General features: G+C 64.0%; 24 protein-coding genes. 10 read left to right on the top strand and 14 right to left on the bottom strand.

What is annotated here, in order from left to right; translation table 11 throughout:
- Positions 1-242: 242 nt before the first annotated feature.
- The 7 genes from NKH63_RS28325 to infC all read right to left on the bottom strand — a co-directional run bounded on the left by NKH63_RS28325 (position 243) and on the right by infC (position 6,893).
- Complete coding sequence (locus tag NKH63_RS28325; RefSeq protein ID WP_352484467.1) at positions 243-845, bottom strand: nucleotidyltransferase family protein; 603 nt, start codon at positions 843-845, stop codon at positions 243-245.
- A 39-nt stretch (positions 846-884) separates the two neighbouring features.
- Entirely contained in the window at positions 885-3,293 is a 2,409-nt protein-coding gene (gene pheT / locus NKH63_RS28320) for a phenylalanine--tRNA ligase subunit beta (RefSeq protein ID WP_352919740.1), read from the bottom strand.
- A gap of 106 nt (positions 3,294-3,399) precedes the next feature.
- A complete protein-coding gene (pheS, locus tag NKH63_RS28315) occupies positions 3,400-4,485 on the bottom strand; it encodes a phenylalanine--tRNA ligase subunit alpha (protein WP_352919737.1) in 1,086 nt (361 codons plus the stop codon).
- Between the two features lie 95 nt (positions 4,486-4,580).
- Positions 4,581-4,982 carry a 50S ribosomal protein L20 gene (rplT, locus tag NKH63_RS28310; protein WP_006201247.1) on the bottom strand — a complete coding sequence of 134 codons (402 nt, stop codon included), beginning with the start codon at positions 4,980-4,982 and terminating at the stop codon, positions 4,581-4,583.
- Positions 4,983-5,130: 148 nt separating this feature from the next.
- On the bottom strand, positions 5,131-5,334 hold the full coding sequence (gene rpmI, locus NKH63_RS28305; protein WP_006201248.1) for a 50S ribosomal protein L35: 204 nt from the start codon (positions 5,332-5,334) through the stop codon (positions 5,131-5,133).
- Between the two features lie 178 nt (positions 5,335-5,512).
- A complete protein-coding gene (locus tag NKH63_RS28300) occupies positions 5,513-6,154 on the bottom strand; it encodes a methyltransferase family protein (RefSeq protein WP_023718299.1) in 642 nt (213 codons plus the stop codon).
- 202 nt (positions 6,155-6,356) lie between these two features.
- Positions 6,357-6,893, bottom strand: coding sequence for a translation initiation factor IF-3 (infC, locus tag NKH63_RS28295; protein WP_023677573.1), 537 nt, complete (start codon positions 6,891-6,893; stop codon positions 6,357-6,359).
- Between the two features lie 214 nt (positions 6,894-7,107).
- On the opposite strand from infC, the gene NKH63_RS28290 reads away from it, so the two are divergent.
- The 4 genes from NKH63_RS28290 (at position 7,108) to NKH63_RS28275 (ending at position 10,475) form a co-directional block, all read left to right on the top strand.
- Positions 7,108-7,878: an alpha/beta hydrolase gene (locus NKH63_RS28290; RefSeq protein WP_352919735.1), complete on the top strand. Its 771-nt coding sequence runs from the start codon at positions 7,108-7,110 to the stop codon at positions 7,876-7,878.
- A 4-nt stretch (positions 7,879-7,882) separates the two neighbouring features.
- On the top strand, positions 7,883-9,025 hold the full coding sequence (locus NKH63_RS28285; RefSeq protein ID WP_352919732.1) for a benzoate/H(+) symporter BenE family transporter: 1,143 nt from the start codon (positions 7,883-7,885) through the stop codon (positions 9,023-9,025).
- Between the two features lie 116 nt (positions 9,026-9,141).
- On the top strand, positions 9,142-9,618 hold the full coding sequence (locus NKH63_RS28280; RefSeq protein ID WP_352495238.1) for a DUF2852 domain-containing protein: 477 nt from the start codon (positions 9,142-9,144) through the stop codon (positions 9,616-9,618).
- 98 nt (positions 9,619-9,716) lie between these two features.
- Positions 9,717-10,475 carry a M48 family metallopeptidase gene (locus tag NKH63_RS28275; protein ID WP_023718295.1) on the top strand — a complete coding sequence of 253 codons (759 nt, stop codon included), beginning with the start codon at positions 9,717-9,719 and terminating at the stop codon, positions 10,473-10,475.
- 9 nt (positions 10,476-10,484) lie between these two features.
- On the opposite strand, the gene NKH63_RS28270 is transcribed toward NKH63_RS28275, so the two are convergent.
- The gene (locus NKH63_RS28270) at positions 10,485-10,703 is read right to left on the bottom strand and encodes a hypothetical protein (RefSeq protein ID WP_023718294.1); all 219 of its coding nucleotides are present in this window, start codon (positions 10,701-10,703) and stop codon (positions 10,485-10,487) included.
- Between the two features lie 167 nt (positions 10,704-10,870).
- On the opposite strand from NKH63_RS28270, the gene NKH63_RS28265 reads away from it, so the two are divergent.
- From NKH63_RS28265 to NKH63_RS28240, 6 genes are all read left to right on the top strand, one after another.
- Positions 10,871-11,530 (top strand): phosphoribosylanthranilate isomerase, encoded by a 660-nt coding sequence (locus NKH63_RS28265; RefSeq protein ID WP_352919743.1) that lies wholly within the window; start codon positions 10,871-10,873, stop codon positions 11,528-11,530.
- A gap of 33 nt (positions 11,531-11,563) precedes the next feature.
- Positions 11,564-12,814: a tryptophan synthase subunit beta gene (gene trpB, locus NKH63_RS28260; RefSeq protein ID WP_023718292.1), complete on the top strand. Its 1,251-nt coding sequence runs from the start codon at positions 11,564-11,566 to the stop codon at positions 12,812-12,814.
- A 2-nt stretch (positions 12,815-12,816) separates the two neighbouring features.
- The gene (gene trpA / locus NKH63_RS28255) at positions 12,817-13,656 is read left to right on the top strand and encodes a tryptophan synthase subunit alpha (RefSeq protein WP_352484473.1); all 840 of its coding nucleotides are present in this window, start codon (positions 12,817-12,819) and stop codon (positions 13,654-13,656) included.
- 95 nt (positions 13,657-13,751) lie between these two features.
- A complete protein-coding gene (gene accD, locus NKH63_RS28250; RefSeq protein WP_023718290.1) occupies positions 13,752-14,678 on the top strand; it encodes an acetyl-CoA carboxylase, carboxyltransferase subunit beta in 927 nt (308 codons plus the stop codon).
- Between the two features lie 62 nt (positions 14,679-14,740).
- Complete coding sequence (locus tag NKH63_RS28245) at positions 14,741-16,066, top strand: bifunctional folylpolyglutamate synthase/dihydrofolate synthase (RefSeq protein WP_023718289.1); 1,326 nt, start codon at positions 14,741-14,743, stop codon at positions 16,064-16,066.
- A gap of 62 nt (positions 16,067-16,128) precedes the next feature.
- On the top strand, positions 16,129-16,548 hold the full coding sequence (locus NKH63_RS28240) for a VOC family protein (protein WP_023718288.1): 420 nt from the start codon (positions 16,129-16,131) through the stop codon (positions 16,546-16,548).
- Positions 16,549-16,595: 47 nt separating this feature from the next.
- Here the strand turns inward: NKH63_RS28240 and NKH63_RS28235 are convergent, their stop codons facing one another.
- The 6 genes from NKH63_RS28235 to tsaE all read right to left on the bottom strand — a co-directional run bounded on the left by NKH63_RS28235 (position 16,596) and on the right by tsaE (position 26,355).
- Positions 16,596-16,877: a cupin domain-containing protein gene (locus NKH63_RS28235; RefSeq protein ID WP_023718287.1), complete on the bottom strand. Its 282-nt coding sequence runs from the start codon at positions 16,875-16,877 to the stop codon at positions 16,596-16,598.
- A 132-nt stretch (positions 16,878-17,009) separates the two neighbouring features.
- Entirely contained in the window at positions 17,010-17,333 is a 324-nt protein-coding gene (gene trxA / locus NKH63_RS28230) for a thioredoxin (RefSeq protein WP_023677558.1), read from the bottom strand.
- 73 nt (positions 17,334-17,406) lie between these two features.
- Positions 17,407-20,919 carry a double-strand break repair helicase AddA gene (addA, locus tag NKH63_RS28225; RefSeq protein WP_352919729.1) on the bottom strand — a complete coding sequence of 1,171 codons (3,513 nt, stop codon included), beginning with the start codon at positions 20,917-20,919 and terminating at the stop codon, positions 17,407-17,409.
- Complete coding sequence (gene addB, locus NKH63_RS28220; RefSeq protein ID WP_352919726.1) at positions 20,916-24,053, bottom strand: double-strand break repair protein AddB; 3,138 nt, start codon at positions 24,051-24,053, stop codon at positions 20,916-20,918. Before addB ends, addA begins: the two co-directional genes overlap by 4 nt.
- The gene (locus tag NKH63_RS28215; RefSeq protein ID WP_023718284.1) at positions 24,050-24,808 is read right to left on the bottom strand and encodes a nucleotidyltransferase family protein; all 759 of its coding nucleotides are present in this window, start codon (positions 24,806-24,808) and stop codon (positions 24,050-24,052) included. The genes addB and NKH63_RS28215 overlap by 4 nt, the downstream gene beginning before the upstream one ends.
- Positions 24,809-24,843: 35 nt before the next feature.
- Complete coding sequence (gene tsaE / locus NKH63_RS28210) at positions 24,844-26,355, bottom strand: tRNA (adenosine(37)-N6)-threonylcarbamoyltransferase complex ATPase subunit type 1 TsaE (protein ID WP_352495246.1); 1,512 nt, start codon at positions 26,353-26,355, stop codon at positions 24,844-24,846.
- Positions 26,356-26,363: the final 8 nt, after the last annotated feature.

The raw sequence follows: 26,363 nt of genomic DNA, 5'->3' as shown, positions 1-26,363 counted from the left end.
GGCGTTTCGGCGTCCCGTTTTCGGTCGCACCGCAATGCAAATAATTGCGAGATATTGGCGCGAGGCACCCCCCTCTGTCCTGCCGGACATCTCCCCCTCAAGGGGGGAGATTGGATGTCACCTCGGCTTTCGCCAATCACGGACGTTGCAGGAGCGAGCGGATCGCCGAAGCTGCCGATCTCCCCCCTTGAGGGGGAGATGTCCGGCAGGACAGAGGGGGGGTGCTGTCCCGCCGACATTTCCTACCAAGGCACGACACTGATCTCCGGCCAGTTCTCCCTCGCACGCGCGCCCTTCATCTCGTGCGTCTGCTGATTATCCAGTGCACGGTTCGGGGTAACGCGAAACGAGAAGATGTCGTCGAGCCCGAACGGCGCCACGAGCGCGAGTTGCCCATCGGTGCCGAATCTAACGCCGACCGCATGGGTTTTCGAAGCGAAATAGGACAGCGCCTCGGCGGACGACGACAGTCTGGGATAGGAACCGCCAAAGCGCGCCTCAAACCACAGATGCACCCGCGCCTGGTTGCGCACTTCGACCGGCAGCGTCAGTCCTTCGAACTGCTTCGCCGCCCGGCGGATGACCGTGTCCTCGGCCTCGTAAGACAGATCGCTCTCATCGAAATAGAACAGATCGACATCACGAATGCCATATCCCGAAGGCTTCGCCGTCAGATGATTCCAGACGCTGTTGTAAAGCGCGCCGGACACGACCAGCCAGTCGGGGAGGTCGAGCGCCCGTACCCGCGACAGCGTCTCGCCGACCAGCGGATCGGCCGAGACGATATCGAGAAAGGCTGCACGCTGTTCCTCGAAGGGCAGCCCTGAATAGCGCAAATGGTTCATCGCCCTTTGGAGGGCGATTCGCCATGCGTCCGCAATCCCTCAGCCGCGCAGCACGCCGCCGGTCTGTTTGCCGACATTCTCGACGATGCGCTTGGCCAGCGCCTCGAAATCCTCGTCGGTCAGCGTCTTTTCGACCGGCTGGATCGAAACTTCGATGGCGATCGACTTCTTCGCCGCGCCGAGCGCTGCACCCTCGAAAACATCGAACACCGAGACGCCGGAAATCAGCTTCCGGTCTGCGGCAAGGGCGGCGCGAACGAGTGTGCCGGCTTCGACCGCCTTGTCGACGACGAAGGCGAAATCGCGCTTGACCGCCTGGAAGGCGGACAGATCGAGCCTCGGCTTTGTCCGCGTCGGCTTGGCCTTCGGCTCGGGCACGGCATCGATGAACACCTCAAACCCGCAAAGCGGACCGGAGACGTCAAGCCCCTCCAGCGTCTTCGGATGGAATTCGCCGAACGTGCCGAGCACGACCTTCGGCCCGAGCTTGATCGTGCCGGACCGGCCGGGATGATACCAGGCCGGGCCGCCGGCCTCGATCTGCAGCCGCTCGACCGGCGCGCCGCAGGCTTCGAGTGCAGCGATCGCGTCGGCCTTGGCATCGAAGACGCCGACGGCGCCGGCATTGCCTGCCCAATGACGGCCGGAGCCCTCGAGCTTGGCGGTGCCGCGCCGAACGCCGGCGGCAACACGCCGCTGCTGGTCGGCGCCGTCGCCCTCGTAAGTGCCCGACACTTCGAACAGCGCGACATCGCCGATGCCCTTGGCGGCGTTGCGCTGCGCGGCTGCGATCAGGCCCGGCAGCAGCGACGGCCGCATGTCCGACATATCGGCGGCGATCGGGTTGGCAAGCTTCAGCGCCTGCTGGCCGCCGCCGAACAAATCGGCGTGTTTTGCCGGAATGAACGACCAGGTGACGGCCTCCATCATGCCGCGCACGGCAAGTGCCCGCTTGGCGGCGCGGGTGCGGATCTGCAGCACAGTCAGGATCTTGGCGTTGACCGCGTCGTGGCTGCCGAGCGGCTGCGGCGCGATATTGTCGACGCCGTGGATGCGCATGACCTCCTCGACCAGGTCGGCCTTGCCGTCGACATCCGGCCGCCAGGACGGGACCGCCACATTGACGACATCGCCCGTGCCCTCCGGCTTGAAGCCGAGGCGGGCAAGAATGTCGAGGCTCGTCGAGCGCGGCACTTCGATGCCGGTCAGCCGCTTCACGTCCGACAATGGGAACGAGACGATCTTCGGCCGATGGCCGGCATAGCCGACGACTTCGGTTTGCGTCGGCGTACCGCCGCAGAAATCGAGCACCAGCCTCGTCGCCAGCTCCACACCGGGAATCATCATTTCCGGGTCGACGCCACGCTCGAAGCGGTAGCGTGCATCGGTGATGATGCCGAGCGTGCGGCCGGTGCGGGCGGTGGCGATCGGGTCCCAAAGTGCCGACTCGATCAGCACGTCGGTGGTGTTCTCGTCGCAGCCGGAATGCTCGCCACCCATGATGCCGGCGATCGACTCGATACCATCCTGGTCGGCGATGACGCACATCTCCGGCGTCAGCGTGTATTCGCGGCCGTCGAGCGCCAGCACCTTTTCGCCGTCGCGTGCCCGGCGCACGGTGAGATTGCCGGTGACCTTCGCAGCGTCGAAGACATGCAGCGGCCGGCCGCGATCGAAGGTGACATAATTGGTGATGTCGACCAGCGCACTGATCGGCCTCAAGCCGATGGCGAGAAGCCTTTGCTGCAACCATTTCGGCGACGGTCCGTTCTTGACGCCGCGCACCAGGCGCAGCGCAAAGCCGGGACAGAGCTCCGGCGCTTCGATCGTCACCTTGACCGGCGTCTCGCCCTTGCCGGGGATCGGCTCTATCGGCGCGCTCTTCAGCGTGCCGAGCCCGCTCGCCGCCAGATCGCGGGCGATGCCATAAACGCTGGTCGCATCCGGCCGGTTCGGCGTCAGATTGATTTCGATCAGCGGATCGTCGAGATGGGCATAGGCGGCGAAACTGGTGCCGACCGGCGCATCGGCCGGCAGGTCGATGATGCCGTCATGCTCCTCGGACAGTTCGAGCTCGCGCTCGGAGCACATCATGCCGTGGCTTTCGACGCCGCGGATCTTGCCGACGGTCAGCGTCACGTCGATGCCGGGAATATAGGTGCCGGGTGCTGCAAAGGCGCCGATCAGGCCCGCGCGGGCGTTCGGCGCGCCGCAGACAACCTGCACCGGCGCCCTGCCGTCGCCGGTGTCGACGGTCAGCACGCGCAGCCGGTCGGCGTCGGGATGCTGGACTGCCGTCAGCACCTTGGCGATGACGAAAGGTTTCAAGCTCGCCCGGTCGTCGACATGCTCGACCTCGAGGCCGATCGAGGTGAGACGTTCGACGATTTCCGCCAGCGAGGCATCGGTCTCGAGATGATCCTTGAGCCAGGAGAGGGTAAGTTTCATGACTGTGTTCCGTCTGGTCTGGGCACGCTGGGCTTGAAGCTATGCGGCCGCGCGTCGGACATGTGCAGGAAGGCTAGCTGCCCGCGGATTTGCTGCGGCCCGGTTGTCACACGCTTAGCCCGCCAAACAGCGTCGGCATGTCGAGCGGCCTAAAACCGTAATGCGACAGCCAGCGCACATCGGCGTCGAAGAAGGCGCGCAGGTCGGGCATGCCGTATTTCAGCATGGCGATGCGGTCGATGCCCATGCCCCAGGCGAAGCCCTGGTATTCGTCGGGATCGAGGCCGCCGTAGCGGAGCACGTTGGGGTGGACCATGCCGCAGCCTAGGATCTCCAGCCAGTCTGAGCCTTCACCGAAGCGCACCTCGCCAGGCCGCGAACGGTCGCACTGGATATCGACCTCGAGGCTGGGCTCGGTGAACGGGAAGAAGGACGGCCGGAAGCGCATCTTGACGCTCGGCACCTCGAAGAAGGCCTTGCAGAACTCCTCCAGTACCCACTTCATGTTGGCGACGTTGGCCGATTTGTCGATCACCAATCCCTCGACCTGATGGAACATCGGTGAGTGGGTGGCATCGGAATCCTGCCGGTAGGTCTTGCCAGGAATGACGATGCGGATCGGCGGCTTCTGCATCTCCATGGTGCGGATCTGCACCGGCGAGGTGTGGGTGCGCAAAAGCTTGCGTTCGCCCTGCTCGTCCGGCTGGAAGAAGAAGGTGTCGTGCATCTCGCGCGCCGGGTGGCCTTCCGGGAAGTTCAGCGAGGTGAAATTGTAATAGTCGGTCTCGATGTCGGGACCTTCGGCGATGGCAAAGCCGAGATCGCCGAAGATGGCCGCGATCTCGTCGATAACCTGGCTGATCGGATGGATGCGGCCGCGCTCGGCCGGCGATTGTCGCACCGGCAAGGTGACGTCGACCTTCTCGGCGGCAAGCCGTGCCGTGATCGCCACATCTTTCAGCTCGGCGCGACGGGCCGAAAGCGCCTCGGTGACGCGGTTCTTGAGGCCGTTGATTGCCGGACCTTTGACCTGGCGCTCCTCGGCGCTCATCGAGCCGAGTGTCTTCAGTATCTCGGAGACCGAACCCTTCTTGCCGAGGGCAGAGACACGCACCGCCTCGATTGCCTGCTCGTCGGCGGCAGAGGCAATCTCGGCCATCAGGGAATTTTCGAGAGTTTCCATGTCACTCATGTTCCAGACCCGATTGGAAGCAAAGAAAAACCCGCGCCAGCCCTGCCAGCGCGGGTTTCCCAAATCAAGTGTCAATAGCTTGGGAAGCGCTGGTCTTAAGCGACAGCGCTTTCAAAAGCGTTCGGCGTGGTGTTCTTCAGGTATTCGAGCGCGACCTTGGCCTTGGCCACGAGTGCGGCAAAAGCCTGCGGCTCATGGATGGCCATATCTGACAGGATCTTGCGGTCGATCTCGATGCCGGCCTTGTTGAGACCGTCGATGAAGCGGCCATAGGTCAAGCCATGCTCATGCGTCGCCGCATTGATGCGCTGGATCCACAGCGCGCGGAACGAACGCTTGCGATTCTTGCGGTCGCGATAGGCGTACTGCAGCGACTTTTCCACCGCCTGCTTGGCGATGCGAATGGTGTTCTTGCGGCGGCCGTAAAAACCCTTGGCGGCTTTCAGGACCTTCTTGTGCTTGGCGTGCGAGGTGACGCCTCTCTTTACGCGTGCCATGTCATGATCTCCTTAAAAGCAATTCCAGGAAAAGTGCCTAGCGGTTTTCCGTTCGGAATTGCGTAAAACAAATGCGTGTCCAGACCGAATGCCCTTATTTTGGCGCATGATGTTTTCCAAAAAGTCTGCAACTTTTTGGCATCATGCCCTAGAGGCCGTTCGGCAGAAAATTCTTGATGACCTTCTTGCCATCCGGTTCAGCCAGAACCATCGTGCCGCGGGCATTTCGAATGAACTTGTTGGAACGCTTGATCATGCCGTGACGCTTGCCGGCCGCAGCCGACAGAACTTTACCCGTACCTGTGATCTTGAACCGCTTCTTGGCGGCCGATTTGGTCTTCATCTTGGGCATTTTGCTACTCCGTTTATATGCGCACCAATGCGCTTTTTGTTCGCTTCAGGCCGACCAAAGCCCGAAAAGCAAATGAAACCGCCACGGCATGCCCTGCCGGGCGGTTTTTTTGGAACGCAGTCATATACGTCAAAGCGAGGGCGCGCGCAACACCCAGCGCTCAGCAACCTTGTAGTGCTCAGGGGAAACGGAACAGCACCGGTAATATGCCCGACTGCTGGGCGCCGTCGATCAGTTCGAAAGCCGGCAAGGCAAGGAGGAACACCAGCCCGTCCAGTAACGTGGTTCGCAGCAGGCGCGGCTTGAAGCTGCCGGTGTCGCCTTCCTGATACAGTGACAGTTTCGGGAAGAAGCGCGGCACTTTCGCCAGATAGGCCTGGTATGGCGCGCCGAGAACCTCCTTGAGGAATTTCTCCTCGCGCAGGATAACGATGTAAAAGGCACCCGCGCAGAGCGCTCCAAAGCCGATCGTGGCCGCGATGGAGCCGATCTGTGCGCCGACACCAGCGGCAGCTAAAGTGGAGAAAAGGTAGAGTGGGTTGCGCGTGATCGAATAGGGTCCGCCGGTCACCACTTCGGAGGATTTGCGTCCGCCGATGTAAAGCGTCGACCACAAGCGCCCGACGATGCCGAGAAAGATCAGCACGACGCCGACCATTTCGATCGTTTCATGCACTGGCGTATCGGGAGGGAAAACCGACTGGCCGAACAGCAGCGCCGCGAACATCACCATGATGAGAACGGCAAGTACCATCCTGCGCATATGCTGGTAGCTGCCAAGCCCGTGCTTAACTTGCGCGTATCTGACTTCATTGACCATGTCGGGAATCCGATCGTCGAGGGAACCAGAGCGTCGTTGCTCTCGCCGGCGATCGCAGCGTCTGGCCAAGAAAACAGGCGCCCCGCCGATCGCCGGGACGCCTTGCAACATGATTCAGGCGGATTTAATGCATGTCGCCCAAAAGTGCGCAGCGGTTTTGGGACAACGACATGCACAAAACAGAACTAAAGCGCAACGCGCTTTAGCGGGGCGCCAGCACCATCATCATCTGGCGGCCTTCGAGCTTCGGTTCGGCTTCGACCTTGGCGATGGGCGCCACTTCCTCGCGAACCTTATTCAGAAGCTGCATGCCGAGTTCCATGTGCGCCATCTCGCGACCGCGGAAGCGCAATGTCAGCTTGACCTTATCGCCTTCCTCGAAAAAGCGCCGGACGGCCTTCATCTTGGTCTCATAGTCGTGGCTGTCGATGTTCGGGCGCATCTTGATCTCCTTGATCTCGATGACCTTCTGGTTCTTGCGCGCCTCGGCCGCCTTCTTCTGGTTGGCGTATTTCAGCTTCCCGAGATCGAGGATCTTTACGACGGGCGGCACTGCATTGGGCGATATCTCGACCAGATCGAGCCCAGCCTCTTCGGCGAGCAGCAATGCGTCGTTGATGGAGACATCGCCCCGGTTCTGGCCCTCGGCGTCGATTAGCTGGACCCGGGGAACCCGGATATCACGGTTGGAGCGCGGACCTTCCTTGGTGGGCGCCGCTGCTTTGAAAGGTCTGCGAATGGTCGTGGTCTCCTTGAGCCGTTTCGTTAAGGGGTTCTTCAGTTCAGAATTGCGAACGCGCAATGTGGTGAGCGCGCGGCCGGAGTCAATAGCACAGCATTCTCAGGAAATCACCTGCTCGATGAATGCTCCTCTGCACCAAGCGAAGAAAGTAACAGAGCACTTTTCGTTGAACCCCCGCTTGTGCCAAAAGACCGGCGCGAGGGAATACACCATGAGCACCACCACCCCGATCTTCCTAGACGTCGACGGGACGAGCATCGCCGTCAGGCATGCGGCAGGTGCCGAGCCCGGCATCGTCTGGCTTGGCGGCTACAAATCCGACATGCTGGGCACCAAGGCCGAAACCCTGTCGGAATGGACGCGCAAAGACGGCCGGGCCTTCCTGCGCCACGATTATTCCGGCCATGGCGAATCGGGTGGCGCCTTTGCCGACGGCACCATCTCGAAATGGCTGGGCGAGAGCCTGGCGGTTTTCCGCCGCTTCACCCAGGGCAGGCAAATCCTGGTTGGTTCGTCGATGGGCGCGTGGATCGCGCTGCGCATGGTGCAGGAATTGCGTAAGGCGGGCGAGAACAGCGTCGCCGGCCTTGTGCTGCTGGCCCCGGCGCCCGATTTCACGTTCGAACTGGTGGAGCCGGTGCTGACTGGGGCGCAGAAGCGCGACCTCAGGAAAAAGGGTTTCTTCGAAGAGCCGTCGGACTATTCCGTCGAACCGTACATCTACACCCGCGCACTGATCGAGGACGGCCGCAGCAACCGGGTGATGACTGGGCCGATCGACACGCACTGCCCGGTCCACATCTTGCAAGGCCTGGCCGATCCCGACGTGCCGTCGAGCCATGCGCTGAAGCTGGTCGGCCAGTTGCCGGCCGACGACGTCACGCTGTCGCTCATTCCGGACGGCGACCACCGCCTGTCGCGGCCTCAGGATCTCGACATGCTGGTGCGGGCGGTGGACGCGATGGTGCGGCAGGCGGGATAGAAACATGCGCATTTCCATTCCGGTGTCCGCCTTTGTGGCGGCGATCGTCGGCTTCGGCGGTACGCTGGCCATCGTCATTGCCGCCGCCAAGGCGGTCGGCGCAACGCAGGTCGAGACCGCAAGCTGGGTGACGGCACTCTGCCTGGCGATGGCCATCGAGAGCCTGTGGCTGTCCTGGCGCACGAAAATGCCGGTCATCACCGCATGGTCGACGCCGGGCGTCGCGCTGATCGCCGCATCGACCGGCTTTTCGATGGGCGAGGCGGTTGGCGCCTTCATCGTCACCGGGGTCCTGCTGGTCGCCACCGGCCTGTTCGGGCCATTGACCAAGCTGATCGCCAGAATACCGGCTTCGGTCGCGTCCGGAATGCTGGCCGGCATCGTCGTAACCTTCGCCATCAATGCGGTGAAGACCGTGCCCGTCGACCCCTGGCTGATCCTGCCGCTGGTTGCGGTCTTCTTCGTCATCCGCCTGTTCAACCCGGCGCTGTCGGTGCTGTTGGTGCTGATCGGCGGCGGTCTCGCGGCCTTTCTTACCGACCGGGTCGGCGGTCTGCCGGCACCGGAACTCTCGAGCTTGACGCTGGTAATGCCGCAGTTCACCGCCGCTTCGATCATCGGCCTGGCATTGCCGCTCTATCTGGTCACCATGGCCTCGCAGAACCTATCCGGCCTCGCCGTGCTGAGGGCAGCCGGCTATCATCCCGAACCCGGGCCGCTGATCGGCGTCACCGGCCTGTTTTCGCTGCTGACGGCGCCGTTCGGCGCCTCGACGACCAATCTGGCGGCGATCTCGGCGGCGATCTGCACCGGACCCGACGTGCATCCTGATCCGGCCGAGCGCTGGAAGACCGGCCCGTTCTACGCGCTGGCCTATCTTGTCTTTGCCCTGTTCGGCGCCTCGCTGGTGGCGATCTTCGCCGTATTGCCGCAGAGCCTGATCGCGCTGGTCGCCGGCCTGGCGCTGATGGCACCGCTCACCAATGCGCTGTCGATCGCCTTGAAAGACGAGGACGAGCGGATGGCCGCTACCGTCACCTTCGCCGTCACCGCATCAGGGCTGACGCTGTTCGGCGTCGGCGCGGCGTTCTGGGGCCTGATCGCCGGATTGGTCGTGCTTTTCCTTGAAATGCTCAAAAAGCGATAATCATTTCAGCCGCTTGTCCGGTTTTGGCGGTTGCTGTCTTGAATCGCCGTTTTCTCCATCCCATTTCGATTCCACGCAGCCGGATTTGGCTGTCTCCAACTGAAGGATTGGGAGAAATGAACACATCTGCATTGATCCGTCCGGCCTGGACGCCGGCGACCATCGCGCTGATGGTGATCGGGTTCATGGTGTTCTGGCCGCTCGGCTTCGCCATGCTCGCCTACATCATCTGGGGCGACCGGCTCGACGGCTTCAAGCGCGACGTCAACCGCGCCACCGACGGCATCTTCGCCGGCTGCCGCCGCGGTTCCGACAAGGCCGCGCGCTGGGGGCATGGCTCCGCCCGCACCGGCAACGTCGCTTTCGACGACTGGCGCGAAAAGGAACTCGAGCGGCTTGCCGAGGAACGCCGCAAGCTCGACGAGATGCTGAGCGAGTTCGACGAATATGCCCGCGAATTGCGCCGCGCCAAGGACCAGGAAGAGTTCGATCGTTTCATGGCCAACCGCAACAAGTCGACGTCTCCCACGACCGGGTCGACGACGAACAACAAAACCACCGGCAAGTCCACGCCAGGCCTGCTCGACGAGTAAGGGTCCCGTGCCCAGATAGATAATCCAACGGCGTCGCGTCAGCGGCGCCGTTTCTTTTTTGTTCTAGTCGTTTCCCTCGAATCACGTATCGTCCCGGAATGTCCTTCGGCTTCTTTCGCACCCCGACGAAACCCAAGCCCACGCCCGTCGTGGAGCGCGAGCATTGCGTTGCCGGCCGCACGCTGCCGCTCAAGATCGTCGAGAACGACAGGGCGCGGCGCCTGACGCTGCGCATCGATTCCGGCGGCCGCGGCCTGCGCATCACCGTGCCGCCGGGGCTGCGGCGCGGCGAGGTGGAAAGATTCCTCGACCGTCATCAGGACTGGCTGGAGCAAAGGCTGGCCAAGGTGCCCAACCGGCCGCAGGTGCGGCCCGGCATCAAGATACCGGTGCGCGGTGTGCCGCATCGCATCGTCCATGAACCGTCGAAACGCGGTACAGTCACGCTGTCGCGCGACGAGCGCGGTCCGCTGATGATCGTGCATGGTGAGCGCCTGCATCTGCCGCGCCGCATCGCCGATTTCCTCAAGCGCGAAGCCAAGCGCGAGATCGAGGCGCTGGTGACCAAGCACAGTGCTGCGGTCGGCAAGCGCGCCAAGGCGATCCGCTTCAAGGATACGTCGAGCCGCTGGGGGTCCTGCACGTCGGACGGCAATCTGTCGTTTTCCTGGCGCATCATGATGGCGCCGCGGCCGGTGATAAACTACCTCGTGGCGCACGAGGTGGCGCATCTCAAGGAGATGAACCACGGCCCGAAATTCTGGAAATTATGCGAGCAGCTGTGCCCGGACACCGAGCGCTGCAAGGATTGGCTCAAGCGCAATGGCGGCGCGCTGCAGGCGATCACGTTCGAGTAGTTGCCCGATTCAATCGTCGTTGGCGGCGTTCAACTCCTCCGGCCGCAATCCCTCGTCGACATGGCGCGGCCAGGGCAGGAAATCCTTCTCGAAGCCATCGTTGCTGAAATAAGCCAGCGCCCGATGCGCCTCCGCGCCGTTGAAGGCTGCCTTGTCCATCAAATGAGCGATGACCTCATGGGCCTGCGCCAGCTTTTGCCTGAGTTCCGCGACGGTCTTTTCCGGCATGGTCTTTGTTCTCCCGCCTTTGTGCCTGAGCAAGGTAGCGCGTTGCGCTCTTATATTAGCAAGGTGGCGCGTTCCGCTCTTACATTAGCAAGGTAGCGCGTTCCGCGCCGGCGGCAAACAGGATGCTTTTTCTCGACTCTTTGGTCGTTTCGTGCCAATCCCGCGCCATGGCGCTGGACATCAAGATATGCGGATTGAAGACTGACAAGGCACTGGCCGCGGCATTGGCCGGCGGCGCCAGCCATGTCGGCTTCAATTTCTTTGCCAAAAGCCCGCGCTATGTCGAGCCGGTGGAAGCCGGCCGCCTGCGCGAAGCGGCGCGCGGCAAGACCAAGGCGGTTGCGGTGACGGTCGACGCCAGCGACCCGTTCCTGGACGAGATCGTCGAAAAAATGCAGCCCGACATGCTGCAGCTTCACGGCGCCGAAACGCCCGACCGGGTGGCTGAGGTGAAGGCGCGCTACGGCTTGCCGGTGATGAAGGCACTGCCGGTCAGCGAGGCTGCCGATCTCGAGCGGGTTAAACCCTTCATCGGCATTGCCGACCGCTTTCTGTTCGATGCCAAGCCGCCTAAGGGTTCGGAACTGCCGGGCGGCAACGGTCTTGCCTTCGACTGGCGCATTCTGGCCGGCCTTGACGCCGGCGTCGATTACATGCTTTCCGGTGGGCTCAATGCCGGCAATATCGGCGACGCCCTTCGGCTGGCGAACCCGCCCGGAATAGATCTTTCCTCGGGCGTGGAAAGCGCGCCGGGGGTCAAGGAACCGGCGCTGATCGAACAATTTTTCCGGGCCGTCGGGGCAGCACGCGACAACCGCGCCGCCTGACCACGCTTCAAACCACAGACCAGGAGATCGGCGATGGATAAGCCGGCGATACCGAATTCCTTCCGCACCGGCCCCGACGAGCAGGGCATGTTCGGCATTTTTGGCGGTCGTTTCGTTGCCGAAACGCTGATGCCGCTGATCCTTGAGCTGGAGCGGCACTGGAACGAGGTCAAGAACGATCCGGACTTCAAGGCCGAACTGACCGATCTCTCGACGCATTACGCCGGGCGGCCGTCGAAGCTCTATTTCGCCGAAGGCTTGACCAGGCATCTTCGCGAGGTTTCCGCAGCGAAGGGCCTCGGCGGGGGCGCAAAGGTCTATTTCAAGCGCGAGGATCTGAACCACACCGGCTCGCACAAGATCAACAACTGCCTCGGCCAGATCCTGCTCGCCAAGCGCATGGGCAAGACGAGGATCATCGCCGAGACCGGAGCCGGCCAGCATGGCGTCGCTTCCGCTACAGTGGCGGCGCGCTTTGGGCTTCCCTGTATCGTCTATATGGGCGCGACCGATGTCGCCCGGCAAAGCCCCAACGTCTTTCGCATGAAGCTTCTGGGCGCGGAAGTGCGGCCGGTGACCGCCGGCCACGGCACGCTGAAGGACGCCATGAACGAGGCGTTGCGCGACTGGGTGACCAATGTCGAGGACACCTACTACCTGATCGGCACAGCCGCCGGCCCCCACCCCTATCCGGAGTTGGTGCGCGACTTCCAGTCGGTGATCGGCACCGAGGCGCGCGCCCAGATCCTCGAGCAGGAAGGCCGGCTGCCGGACACCATCATCGCTTGTGTCGGCGGCGGTTCCAACGCCATCGGCCTGTTCCATCCCTTCCTCGACGACAAAGAGGTTCGCATCATCGGCGTCGAAGCCGGCGGCCGCGGCCTCGATGGCATCGAGCATTGCGCTTCGATGAGTGCCGGCGCGCCCGGCGTGCTGCATGGCAACCGTACCTACCTCCTGCAGAACGCCGACGGCCAGATCATGGACGGCCACTCGATCTCGGCCGGGCTCGACTATCCTGGCGTCGGGCCAGAGCACTCGTGGCTGCGCGATTCCGGCCGCGTCGACTATGTGCCGATCCTCGACGACGAGGCGCTGGAGGCGTTTCAGCTGACGACGCGCGTCGAGGGCATCATTCCGGCGCTGGAATCCGCCCACGCCATCGCGCAGGCGGTGAAGATCGTGCCTGATATGGACAAGGACCAGATCGTCATCGTCAATCTGTCCGGCCGCGGCGACAAGGACGTGCATACGGTAGCCAATATGCTGGGCATGGAGATCTGATCATGACCACCCGTATCGACCGCCGCATGGCGAAGCTGAAGGCCGAAGGCCGACCGGCACTCGTCACCTATTTCATGGGCGGCGACCCCGACTACGACACGTCGCTGTCGATCATGAAAGCGCTGCCTGGCGCCGGCAGCGACATCATCGAGCTCGGCATGCCGTTTTCCGATCCGATGGCCGACGGCCCGGCGATCCAGGCGGCCGGCCTGCGGGCGCTGAAGGGCGGCCAGACACTGGTCAAGACGCTGAAGATGGCCTCGGAATTCCGCGCCGGCGACAATGAAACGCCGATTGTCTTGATGGGCTACTACAATCCGATCTACATCTACGGCGTCAAGCGCTTCCTGAGCGACGCGCTGGCCAGCGGCATAGACGGGCTGATCGTCGTCGACCTGCCACCGGAGATGGACGAGGAGCTTTGCATCCCGGCACTCAAGGCCGGCATCAACTTCATCCGGCTGGCGACCCCGACCACCGACGACAAGCGCCTGCGCAAGGTGCTGCAGAACACGTCGGGCTTCGTCTACTATGTCTCGATGACCGGCATTACCGGCTCGGCGCTGGCCGACACCGGCAAGGTGGCGGCAGCGGTCAAGCGCATCAAGAGCCATACCGACCTGCCCGTCTGCGTCGGCTTCGGCGTCAAGACCGCCGAGCAGGCGCGCACCATCGGTGCCTCGGCCGACGGCGTCGTCGTCGGCACGGCGATCGTCAATGCGGTCGCCAACGTGCTCGGGCCGAAGGGCGAAAAGACCGCCGATCCGGCAGAAGCTGTCGCCACGCTGGTCAGCGGGCTGTCGCAAGGGGTTCGCGCGGCTCGCCTTGCTGCCGCCGAATAGTCTTGATCATCTGGTTGACCATGATCTTTGCCGAAAACCGGTTTCCACTTTTCGGGATCATGGTCTAACTCTTCGTAAGGACAGGAGCCGAAGCGATGAACTGGATCACCAATTACGTCCGCCCGAAGATCAATTCGATGCTCGGCCGCCGCACCGACATGCCGGAAAACCTGTGGATCAAGGATCCCGAGACCGGCGAAATGGTGTTCCACAAGGATCTGGAGCAGAACCAGTTCGTCATCCCGTCCTCCGGCCACCATATGAAGATATCGGCCAAGGAACGGCTGAAGTTCTTCCTCGACGACGGCAAATACGAAACGCTGGAAAACCCCAAGGTGGTGCAGGATCCACTCAAGTTCCGCGACGAGAAGCGCTATGTAGACCGGCTGAAGGATGCCAAGGCCAAGACCGGCATGGAAGACGCCATCATCAATGCGCTGGGTACCGTCGAAGGCCTGCCGGTGGTGGTGACGGTGCAGGATTTTGCCTTCATGGGCGGCTCGCTCGGCATGGCGGCCGGTGACGCCATCGTCCATGGCTTTGAGGTCGCCCTGCAGCGCAAGCGGCCGCTGATCCTGTTTGCGGCCTCCGGCGGCGCCCGTATGCAGGAAGGCATCCTGTCGCTGATGCAGTTGCCGCGGACCACGGTCGGCGTCGACAGACTGAAGGAGGCCGGCCTTCCCTACATCGTCGTCCTGACCAACCCGACGACCGGCGGCGTCACCGCCTCCTACGCCATGCTGGGTGACGTGCACATTGCGGAGCCCGGCGCCCTGATCGGCTTTGCCGGCCCGCGCGTCATCGAGCAGACCATCAGGGAAAAGCTGCCCGACGGCTTCCAGCGCGCCGAATATCTGATGGAACACGGCATGGTCGACATGGTGGTGTCACGGCTGGAGATGCGCCAGACGATTGCGCGGCTGCTGAGAATGCTGCTCAAGCTGCCGGAAGAGCAAAAATCGCAGGAGCCGGAAATCCTGCCGCCGTCGGTGATCCCGGTCGAGGCCAGGCCGCAAGCCTGACACGACATCATGCGGCGCGGGCGGCTGTTGTGTGCCGTTGTGCGCACGCTTAGGATTCCTTCATGACCACGCTTGCCGCCGACCGCGAAATCGAAAGCCTGATGGCGCTTCACCCGAAGGGCTTCGACCTTTCGCTTGACCGCATTTCGCGGCTACTCGAGCGCCTCGGCAACCCGCAGGACCAGCTGCCGCCGGTCATCCACATCGCCGGCACCAACGGCAAGGGCTCCTGTGCCGCCTTTTCACGGGCGCTGCTCGAAGCCGCCGGCTACCGCGTCCATGTCCACACATCGCCACATCTGGTGAACTGGCATGAGCGCTACCGACTGGCCGCCGATGGCGGCGGCAGGCTGGTGGACGACAAGGTCTTCGCCGAAGCCATCGCCCGCGTCGCCAAGGCCAACCAAGGCCAGAAGATCACCGTGTTCGAAATCCTCACCGCAGTCACCTTCGTGCTGTTTTCCGAATATCCGGCCGATGCCGTCATCCTCGAGGTCGGCCTTGGCGGCCGATTCGACGCAACCAATGTCATCGCCGAGCCGGCCGTGTCGGTGATCATGCCGGTCTCGCTCGACCACGAAGCCTATCTCGGCGACCGCGTTGAACTGATCGCCGCCGAAAAGGCCGGCATCATCAAGCGTGGATGCCCGGTCGTCATCGGCGCGCAGGAAAGCGAGACGGCGCAGCAGGTGCTCATCGAAACCGCCGAACGGCTCGACTGCCCCGCCTTCGTCTATGGCCAGGATTTCCTTGCCTATGAGGAAAACGGGCGCATGGTCTATCAGGATGAAGACGGATTGATGGACCTGCCGCCGCCGCGCCTGCCGGGGCGCCACCAATTCGCCAATGCGGCAGCGGCGATCGCGGCGGTCAAGGCGGCGGGCTTCGAGATTAGCCACCGCGCCGCCGAGAAAGCGATGGCCAATGTCATCTGGCCGGGCCGCATGCAAAAGCTGCCGCAGGGGCGGCTGGGCGAACTGGCGCCGAAGGGCGCCGACATCTGGCTCGACGGCGGCCATAATCCCGGCGCCGGCGTGGTCGTCGCTGAGGCGCTGGCCGAGCAGGAGGAAAAGAACCCGCGGCCGCTGTTCCTGATCTCGGGCATGATCAACACCAAGGACCAGAGCGGCTATTTCCGCGCCTTCAAAGGGCTCGTCCGGCATGTCTACACCGTGCCAGTGAGCACGAGTGACGCCGGCGTGCCGAACGACGAACTGGCGACGCGCGCCATCGAGGCCGGCCTGTCGGCCGAACCCGTCAGTTCCGTCGCCAATGCGCTGATGCTGCTGCGCGACACATGGGACGGACCGCCGCCGCGCATCCTTATCGGCGGCTCGCTTTACCTGGCCGGTGCGGTATTGGCCGAAAACGGCACACCGCCGGTTTGAGGCGTGCCTCCACCCGGGCCATGATGACGCCACACCTATCAGATCACCGCGAGGAGCCAATCATGATCAAGGTAAAGCAGCTCGCTCACGTTTGCATTTTCGCGAATGACCTGGAGAAGACGCGAAGCTTCTATCGGGACGTCCTCGGCATGGATACGCAGTTCAATTTCCTGCGCGACGGCAAGATTTTCGGCTTCTATCTCAATTGCGGCAGCCGTAGCCATGTCGAAGTGTTCCAGAAAGACGGCGCGAGCTATAGCGACTTGAACCAGATCAACCACTTCTGCCTCGAAGTGGAAAACATCGACGCCGCGATCGCCCATCTGAGGTCAGAGGGGGTTGATGTCACTTCCAAGAAACGCGCGTGCGATGACACCTACCAGGCTTGGATCCGCGACCCCAACGGCGTGAAGATCGAACTGTTCGAATACACTGAGAAAAGCGCACAATTCGTCGGCGGCGATCGCATCGCGGATTGGTGATCGCGCCTCGCCGGACAATTGTAGCGGCGCAGCCGATGGTTGGTGGACTACTTCAGCTCGACCTCGATGAAGGCGAATTCGCCATCGTTTGCGCTGATGACGTCATGTTCGACGCCCTCATTGCGGAAATAGGGCGCGCCCTTCTTCATTTCGGCGAAGGATTCGCCATCCTTGGTCAGGAGCTTCACCTTGCCGTCGGTCAACGGCACGATCACATAGTCGTGGCCATGGCGGTGCCAGCCGGTGTTGTCGCCCGGGGCGAAGCGGTATTCGGTGACGATGACGCGCTCATTGTCGATGAAGACGGTGGCCTTGGCGGATCCGGTCATATCGCTTCTCCTTTGTATTCAGAAGAGAAGAATACGGGGCGGCAAGCCGCGAGTGCCAGAGCGGCCCACCAATGACGCCAGCAAAAGAAAGCCCGGCGCGAGGCCGGGCTTTTCTGCAAAATTTTGATCGGATCAGGCGAGACTGCCGTTGATCCAGTGCGACAATGCCGTTTTCGGCGCAGCACCGACCTTCATATCGGCGACTTCGCCGCCCTTGAAGATCATCAGCGTCGGGATCGAGCGCACGCCGAACTGCGCGGCCAGCTCAGGATTCTCATCGATGTTGAGCTTGGCGATCTTTATCTTGCTGCCGAGTTCGATGGCGATATCCTCAAGCGCCGGGGCGATCATCTTGCACGGGCCGCACCATTCCGCCCAGAAATCGACCACGACCGGCTCCTTGGCGTTGAGCACGTCGGCCTGGAAATTGCTCTTGTCGACCTTGACGGTGGCCATGCTGAGATCCTTTCGATTTGTTCGTCGCACCAAATGTGGTGGTGATCGTGTCCGTCTTCAAGCAAGTGTTGTGTCACGCTCCCGTGAGTCTAGCAAGCGCGTCGTCCATTGCGGCCGCCGGCGGTTCGATCAGCCGCGGCGCCTCGGTGAACAGCAGCGCCGCCGAGACCTCGCGTCCCGGATAGAGCGGCTGAAGCAGCGCGCGATAAAGTGCGAGTTGCAGAACATAGGCTTGCGGCACTTCGGCGAGCGTAGCTGGCGCTGGCCGATTGGTCTTGTAGTCGACGATCGAAACCTTGTCCGGCGTTACTGCCAGCCGGTCGATCTTGCCGGAGATCGAGCGCAGTTTGCCCCTCACCTCCAGGCTGCCCATGATGGCGACTTCAGCGCGCGAGTTTGGTGCAAACAGCGGCGCGAAGCGGCTGTCGGCAAGAATTCTGGAAACGCCAGCCAAGGCTTTGTCGCGCTCGTCTTCAGGCCATTGAGCTCCGGCGCGCGCCAAATAGCGCTCGGCGGCATCCTGGCGTTTTCCCTCGGCGATGCCGGGCAGCATCTGCAGCAATTTGTGCAGCGCCAACCCGCGAATCACGGCAAAGCCGGGCTCGGCGTCGGCATCCAATACCGGCGAACGCGTGTCGGCCACCGCTTGCCGCGCCTCGTCGATCAGCACCGAGGCGCCGGACGGCGAGAGCGGCCGCGGCAGTTCCTCGAAAGGCGGCAAAGGCTGGAACAGCGTTTCCGGCAGTGGCGCAAAGCGTTCCGCCTGCCGTGCCTCATCCACTGCCGCCAGTGGCATGGGCGGCAGCTTCGTCACCTGGAAACGATGCACGGTCTCGCCAGTGGGGGGATGCCGGCGTTCCGCGCTTTCAGCGGCGCCGACCAGCGCGCGGCTGACGACCGAATGCCAGGTGCCGGTATTCTGCGCCCGCTTGCCATGGTAGCCGCAGACGATCAGCCGATCCTCGGCGCGAGTCATGCCGACATAGAGCAGCCGGCGGTATTCGTCGTCGGCGAGCTCGCGGGCGCGGGCCGATGCGGCGCGTGAAAATCCATTGGCGACATCGCTGGCCGACCGCCAGAGATAGCCCTTGCCCTCCCAGCAGTCGCCCGACCCTTCGAACGGCATCAATCTCGGCAGGTGCTGGTCGCTGAACGGCGCGGAGCCGCCATCGACCAGGAATACCACCGGCGCTTCCAGGCCCTTGGCGGCATGCACGGTCATGACGCGAACCTCGTCGCGGGTCTGGTCCATTTCGCGCTTGATCTCGGGGCCGGCGTTTTCCAATGTCGACAGGAAGGATTCCAGTCCCGGCAGGCCGGTCCGCTCCTCGGCCAGGCAGAAATTCAGGAATTCGTCGAGGATGTCGCCGGCCTCCGGACCGAGCCGCGCGATCATCTTCTTGCGCAGGCCGTCGCGGGCGAGAGCTCCGGCGTAAAATTCGAACACCGGCTTGAATGCGACTTCGTTCGACCATGTGTCGAGCCGGCTGACGACGGCGGCCAACGCCTCGCTTTCGCCGGCATGCCGGCGCAGCGAGGCGAACAGCGAGACGCCCGACGGCCTCTCGGCAGCAAGCGCGAAAAGCTGCTCTTCCGAGACATCGAAGATCGGGCTGCGCAGCACGGCGGCCAGCGACAGATCGTCCTGCGGCTGGATGAGAAAATGGCCGAGTGCGATCAGGTCCTTCACCGCGATGTGGCCGGGCAGGCTGAGCCGGTCGGCGCCGGCCACCGGAATGTCGCGGCGCTTCAGCGCCCGCGTCAGCGCATGGACGAAGCGATCGCGCTTGCGCACCAGCACCAGCACGTCGCCGGGCCGCAGTTTCTTGCCGCGGCCTTCGATAGTCTCGCCGCCGCCGATCCAGCCGGCAATGGTTGCCGCGACGTTTTCAGCGACGCGTACTGCCGGCGCATGGGCATGGTCGACCGCTTGCGTCCAATCGTCTGGTTCGTCGACGACATCGGCGCCGATCGACGGCCAGACCTCGACATAACCCGGCGCATCGGTGCGGATCGCCTTGTGGTCGAGCGGATCGGGATCGTGGCTGATGCCGCGCCGCACGTTCGGGTCGGCAAAGACACGATCCACCGCCGCGAGCACGTCGTCGGTCGAGCGGAACGACCAGGTCAGCTTGAGATCGGCGAAGGCGGCGGCGGCGCTTCTAACTTTGCCGGCAAACAAAAGCCGGCTGTCAGCAAAGGAATCCGGGGCGGCCCCCTGAAAGGAATAGATCGACTGCTTTTCGTCACCGACCGCAAAGATGGTGCGGTGGACGGCGTCGCGGGCGCCGAGCCCGGCAAAGAACTCCTCCGCCAGCCGCTTGACCACGTCCCACTGGTCGGGACTGGTGTCCTGCGCCTCGTCGAGGAGGATGTGGTCGATGCCCTGGTCGAGCTTGTATTGCACCCATGGGCCGGCGTCGGGCCGCGCCAGTAGATTGACAGTGCGGGTGATCAGGTCGTTGAAGTCGAGGAAGCCGCGGGCGCGCTTCAATTGCTCGTAGCGGGCGATCAGCCAGTCGGCGATGGTCAGCGCGGCACGCGTGCCTTCCAACATCCTGAACAAGGCCAGGCGGTCGGAGATTTCGAGAATGGCGTCGACCGCCACGAGATAACGTTCGGCAAGATCGGGCAGCCGGTCGAGCAGCGCCTTCTTGAACGTCTTTGCCGGATCATAAGGCTCGCCATCGGCCCTCAAGAAAGCCTTGGAGAGCAAATTCAGGCGTCGGACCGGATCGTCCTCGGCAAAGGCAAGACGGGCGTATGGCAGCAGATTGTTCAGCACGATGCGCGCATCGGCGGCCTCGGCCGCCCGTGAAAAGGTGACGAGATAATCCGGCAGGAAGCCGGGCAGCTGCCAGACCGAGGCGGCGATGCCTTCGGCGGTCTGGCCGGCGCGGAAATGGAACTCGTCGAACAGCGCCTGAAAACCATCGCCGCCGGCCGCGGCGATGAAGGTGCGCAAACCGTCGCGCTTGCGCACGATCTCGCCTAGCAACGCGTCGAGCCCATGTTCGCCGCCGCGCTCCAGCACGGTGGCGAAAGCCTCGGCCAGTGCCGCATCGCCTGCAACGCCGCCGGAGATCATGTCGCGGCGGGCGGCGGCGAACAGCGAAGCCTCCATTTGCGGATCAAGCATTTCGAAATGCGCCGGGATGTTGGCTTCCAGCGGGAACTGATGCAGCACCGATTCGCAGAAGGCGTGAATGGTCTGGATCTTCAGCCCGCCCGGTGTTTCCAGCGCCTCGGCAAACAGCCGCCGCGCCTGGCGCATGGTTTCGCGGTCGGGCTGGCGGCTGTCCAGCGCCTCTATCCGTGTCGAGAGCTCGGCATCACCAAGCGCCGTCCATTGCGACAGGGTCGAAAACACCCGGTTCGACATGTTGGCGGCGGCGGCGCGCGTATAGGTCAAGCACAGGATCTTGGACGGATCGGTGCCGCGCAGCAAAAGCCGGATGACGCGCTGGGCGAGCACATGGGTCTTGCCCGATCCGGCGTTTGCCGACACCCATGCGGAGTTATGCGGGTCGGAGGCGCTCGCTTGGCTGGCGGCGGTGTCGCTCGGGATGGGATAGGCCTTCTTCACGCCTCCCCTCCCTCCTCGTCGGCGTCGCCGCCGGCGGACCATTCCAGCACGCGGGCGAGATGGTCGTAGTCGCCGTCGGTCTCACCTTCGCGGAACGGCAGCGCCCGCGACAGATAGCCGGTCGCCGGGTCGGCGTAGTGGATCAGCAGTTTTTCCAGCCGCGCCCAAGCCTCTTCGGCGAGATCGGCGGCGGTTCGCGGCTTGCGGTTGTATTCGAGGATCGATTCCTCGAACACCTCTCCGTTCGGCTTCAGCCGCACGAAGGCCAATTGCGACGGCTCGCATGCGCCAAGCTCCTTGAAGGCGCCGCGACGCAGCAGCGCGCCCTCCAGCGCCAGTTGCGGCGCGAGCAGCGTGCGCGCCTGCGCTTTGGATGGCGAGGAGCCGGTCTTGTAATCGAGGATGTCGGCCATGCCGCCGGCCAGCAGATCGATGCGATCGGCATAGCCGGACAGGGTCACGCCGGATCGGCCGACGCCGGTCTTTTCGGCGCGTTCCTCGGCGTGCCGCCGTACCACGGCGGCGGCCCGGCCGCGCTCCCATTCGATAATGCCGGCGGCAAGCTTTTCGAAGCGCGGCCACCACACCGCCTCGACATCGGCGGGCAGGGCAGCATCGGCAAAGCAGGACCGGCCGGCGGCGATGAGCCCGTCCAGCGCCTCCGGCGCGCGCGGGTCGGCCACCCTCGCTGAGAAGAGGTGCAGAATGGCATGAAACAGCGTGCCGCGCTCGGCAGCGCCCGGATCACGAACGACCGGATCGAGTGGCATCAGGCCGAGTATCCTTCTGGCATAGACCGCATACGGGTCGCGACGTAGCGTCTCGATCTCGGTGACCGAGAAGTGGTGCGGCCGCAGGGCGAGCGGCGGTTTCGGCTGCGGCCTCGGCGCAAAGTCCTGCTTTTCGCCGGCATCAAGCGCACGCGCCCAGGCAAGCAGTTCATCGCCGCGCCGGCGAAGTGCCACAGCATGGTCCTCGCCGACGAAGGTAAGGATACGCTGCAGCCAGCGCGACGGCACCGACGGAGCGTCGCCGGAACGGGCGGAGCGAGCCAGCACCACTTTTTTGGCGCCCATGGCCATCTGGAAATCATGGGCGGCAAGGCCGATGCGCCGCTCCGGCGGTTCAAGATCGATGCCGGTCTTCATCAGCCGCGACATAAAGCGGTCACTCTCCGGCTTGCGCGGCCACACGCCTTCGTTGAGTCCGCCGACGACCAGCGTGTCGATATCCTGAAGCCGCGCTTCCAGCACGCCCCAGATGGCGATGCTCCTGTCGGTGCCCTGCGCCGGCTTGACCATTTCGGGCGCAATCAGCGCCTCCATCACATCGGGCCATTCGTCCGCGGCGAAGGAGAACGACACCGAGGCCGCGACCAGACCGCGCAAGAGCTCGGCAAGCTTTTCACCGGCATCGCCGGCATAGAGTTCGCTGAGGCTTCCGTCAGCAGCGCGGCCGAGGCTTTCGAGCACGCCGACACTGGCGCGCACAAGCGTGGCAAGATCGGCATTCTCCTCGCCGCGAAAGGCAACCAGCGGCGCCAGCGCAGCCGTTAGCCGGATCAGCAGATCGCGCGCCTGTTCGATGCGCCTGACCGAGAGGCGCGATCGCCAGAAAGGCGGGCGGCGATTGCCGCCGTCGTCGAATTCGGCAAGCCGGGCACCGAAGAGTTGCGGCAGCGACGCGACGTCCGGGCGACCGGTGCCGCCGCGCAGCGCCACGAGTTCGACGATTTCGGCCGCATGGCGGACGCTTGCCCGCTCCAGGCCGAGGCCAAGCAAGGGATGCTTGAGCAGTGACAGCAGGGCGACCGGATCGCCCGGGCGGAACGCCGCCTGAAGCGCCAGCCGGAGCAGGCTGGCGGCTGGCGTGTTGATGAGCGGCGTGCCGCCGGAATCGTCGGCGGCGACGCCGAAGCGCAACAGCTCGACCGAGACGCGTCGCGCCAGCGCGCGGTCGCCGGTGAGCAGTGCGGCGCGCTGGCCGGGCCGTTCGACGGCCTGTTTGAGCGCAACGGCGATCGCCACGGCTTCGTCGCGTTCGCTGGCGGCCTCGAGAAGCGTCACACCAGCGAAGGCCTCGGCACTATCGCCAGCGGTGAAGCGCGCGCGCGTCTCGGCCCAGAGCTCGGTGGTCTCCGCCGGCCGCAGCGCCTCGCCGACAAGTGCGGCGCGCAGCGCAAGTGGCCGCGGCGCAACAGCAAGCTCCCCGACATCGGCCCGAAGCACCCCGATCTTGCCGATCAACTTTGCCAGGCCGTATTGCGGATGGCCAAGCAAAGCCGGCCGCGCACCAGGTGCACTGACGGCGGCAAAGGACGGCTCGTCCAGCGTCCGGTCGAGGCCGGGCAGCACAACAGCGCCATTGGGCAGACCGGCGATTACGGCAAGCAGCTCGGCCGTGGCGGGGATGGAGCCGGTAGAGCCGGCGGCGATCACCGGCCCGGCGGGTGGATTGCGCTTCAGCCGCGCCGCTTCCAGCCTTATCAGGGCATTGCGATGCGCTGCCGGATTGGAGCGACGGCGTTCCTCGAGCAGCTTCGGCCAGTTCTCAGTCACGATGGTCAGGAAATCGAGCGTCACCTGCCACCAGCCTGCAAGGTTGCCGGTTACAAGGTCGGCGAGCCTCGCCCAATCCGTGCCTTCCGTCTCGATCTCATCCATCAGCCGTGCAAGGTCGCGCGCCAGCCAGATGGCGTCGGCGGCGGAGGCCGGGATGACGATCTCCTCGTCGAACAATGCCGCGACATGTGCCGGCAGGCGGCGTTTCCACGCCCGCACCAGCGGCGCAAGCAGCAGAAGACGCTCGACCGCGCCGATCGGCGGCGCAAAGTCGATGGCGGCCGAAGCTTCCGTCTCGAAGGCGGCTTCATCTTCATCAAACTCACCAAGTGGGCGGATGACCGGCAGGATCGCCGAACGGCTTCCCGAGCGCGAGAGAGCATCGACGAAGACGCCGCGGAGCGCCCGCGCTGCACGGCGCGTCGGCACGTAGATGGTGAGATCGGCCAGCACCAGCGGATCGCCATCATAGGCAAAGCCGGGAACCAGGCGCCCTGCAAGCAGCGCCTCGGCCAGCGTCGGCAGGAACGGCGCTCCGGGCGGGATCGAGAAAACGCGGCGGGAGCCGCTCATTTCGACTCGGCAAGAGCGCCGGGTGCCTCAGCAAGAGCATCGGGCGTGCCGGCAAGCGCGGCAGCGACCACTGCTTCCGCCCGCGGGATCGCGTCGGGTGTGCCGACAGTGATCCAATGGCCACGCATCGTCATGCCGAACAGGCGGCCGGCGGCGATTGCCGCATCGAAATAGGCGTTGAGCGACAGCGGGCCGGCCGGCGCGTCCTTGAAGATGCGCGGATGGACGATTGCGGCGCCGGCATAGATCAGGCCGGCCGGATCGTTGTTCGCACGCCGCAACGCGCCGTCCGGCGCCATCAGGAAATCGGTGCCGCCGCTATGTCCGGTTGCCGACTGGAGATCCGCAAGCATCAGCAGAATGTCCATTGTCGCGCCCTCCCATGCAAGGGCAAGTCGCCTGAGATTGGAAACGCCGCTGTCGATCCAGAAGGTGTCGGCGTTGAGCACATAGAAGGGTGCCCCTAACCTGGGCAATGCCTTGACGATGCCGCCGGCAGAGTCGAGCAGGCCGCTGCTCTCATCCGAGATGACGATTCTCGGCGCACTGCGGCGGGCTACATGGTCCACGATCTGTTGCGGCAGGTAATGGACGTTGACGACGGCCTTGGCGACACCGGCTTCGGCTAGGCTGTCCAGCCCCCAGTCGAGCAATGTCTTGCCGGCGACCTTGACCAGCGGCTTCGGCATGGTCTCGGTGATGGGCCGCATGCGCTTGCCGAGCCCGGCGGCAAGCACCATGGCGGTCGTCGGCATCGGTCCCGACGCTTTCAGGCCCAAATCCTTAGCCTTCAAATCGAGCGTTCCTCCAGCAAGCCGTGGGCGATGTAGAAATCCTGCAGCCCGGCCAGCGCCGGATGCGCCAGCGCCCGGCGAAGATAATCGCGGATGCGCGGCAGATGCTTCAGATAATAAGGCTTGCTGTCGCGTTTTTCGAGCCGCACGAAAATGCCGAGGATCTTGGAATTGCGCTGTGCAGCCATGATTGCATAGGTTTCGCGGAATTCGTCTTCATCGAAGACGCCGGCGTCGCGTCGCGCGGCGATATAGGCGGCGAGCGTGTGCTTTTCGATTTCAGGTGAAATGGTGACGCGCGCGTCCATGGCGAGCGAGGCGACGTCGTAGGCTGACGGACCGATGAGCGCATCCTGGACATCGACGACGCCGAGACGATCGTGACCGGAACGGTCACCGCGCCAGATCAGGTTGGGCGAATGGAAGTCGCGCAGCATTAGCGTGTATTCGCGCCCCTCGAGCCGATCGAGCACCGCATTCCATTCGCTGCGATAACCGGCGCGCAACGCCTCGCTTGGCGGAGCGCCTGATATCGCAGAGACATACCAGTCGACCAGCAATTCGGCCTCGATCATCATGGCGTCGCGATCGAAAGGCGGCACCTCGTGGAAGACGCCGGGGCCGGCCTGCATGCTGGCCGGCCATGTTTTGCCGTGCATCATGGCAAGCAGTTCGGCCGCCGCCGCGTAGCGCTCGGCCACCGGCTGGCCGCGCTTGTCCAGGAACCCTTGGGACCCGAGATGCTCCAGCAGCAGAAAACCCTGGTCGAGATCCTGGGCATGGATTTCCGGGACGCTGACGCCGCCGGCCCGCAAGGCACGGTCAATGGCGACGAACGCCGAAACGGATTGCGCGGTGTGGGCGATCTCGGCATAGGGTTTGCCGTCGCGGACTGGCGGTCCGAGCACCAGCCTTGGCGAGTTCATCAGCACGCGCGGCGGAAATCCGGCGAGCGTGACGATCTCGTAGGAGCGAGCCGAGGCATCACCGATGAAATATCGCCGCTGCGCTTCGCCCCAACCGGCCTGGCCGAGAAAATCGCGCATGGCCAGCGATCGCGCCGCGCGCTCGAAGGCGGCGCCCCCTCCCGATAGTCTCGCCAATCGGCCGTCGCCCTGCTGGAGAAGTTCGACCAGCACCGAGGTTTTCGGCAAATATGCCTCTGCCCGTTCCGGCCATTCGACCAGTGCGGCCCCTTGCGTCAGCGCCTCGTCGAAACCCAGCTCGTCCAACTCGGATGCCGCGCCCAAGCGGTAGAGATCGAAATGATGGACCGGCACACGCGTGTCGTAACTCTGGACCAGCGTAAAGGTCGGGCTCGGCACGTCGAGGCCGGCATCGTCGGCCAGTGCCTTGACCAGCGCCCGCGCCAAGGTCGACTTGCCGGCGCCGAGATCGCCCTTGAGAGCGAGCACGTCGCCAATGCGCAGCGACATGGCGAGGTCCTCACCAAGCCTTGCCGTCGCAGCCTCGTCGGCGAGAAAACGCTCGAGCACCAATACCGCCATCGAACGCG

The organism is Mesorhizobium sp. M0960 (assembly GCF_040319055.1).
GTDB lineage: Bacteria > Pseudomonadota > Alphaproteobacteria > Rhizobiales > Rhizobiaceae > Mesorhizobium.
This window is presented reverse-complemented; position numbering and strand designations above follow the sequence as displayed.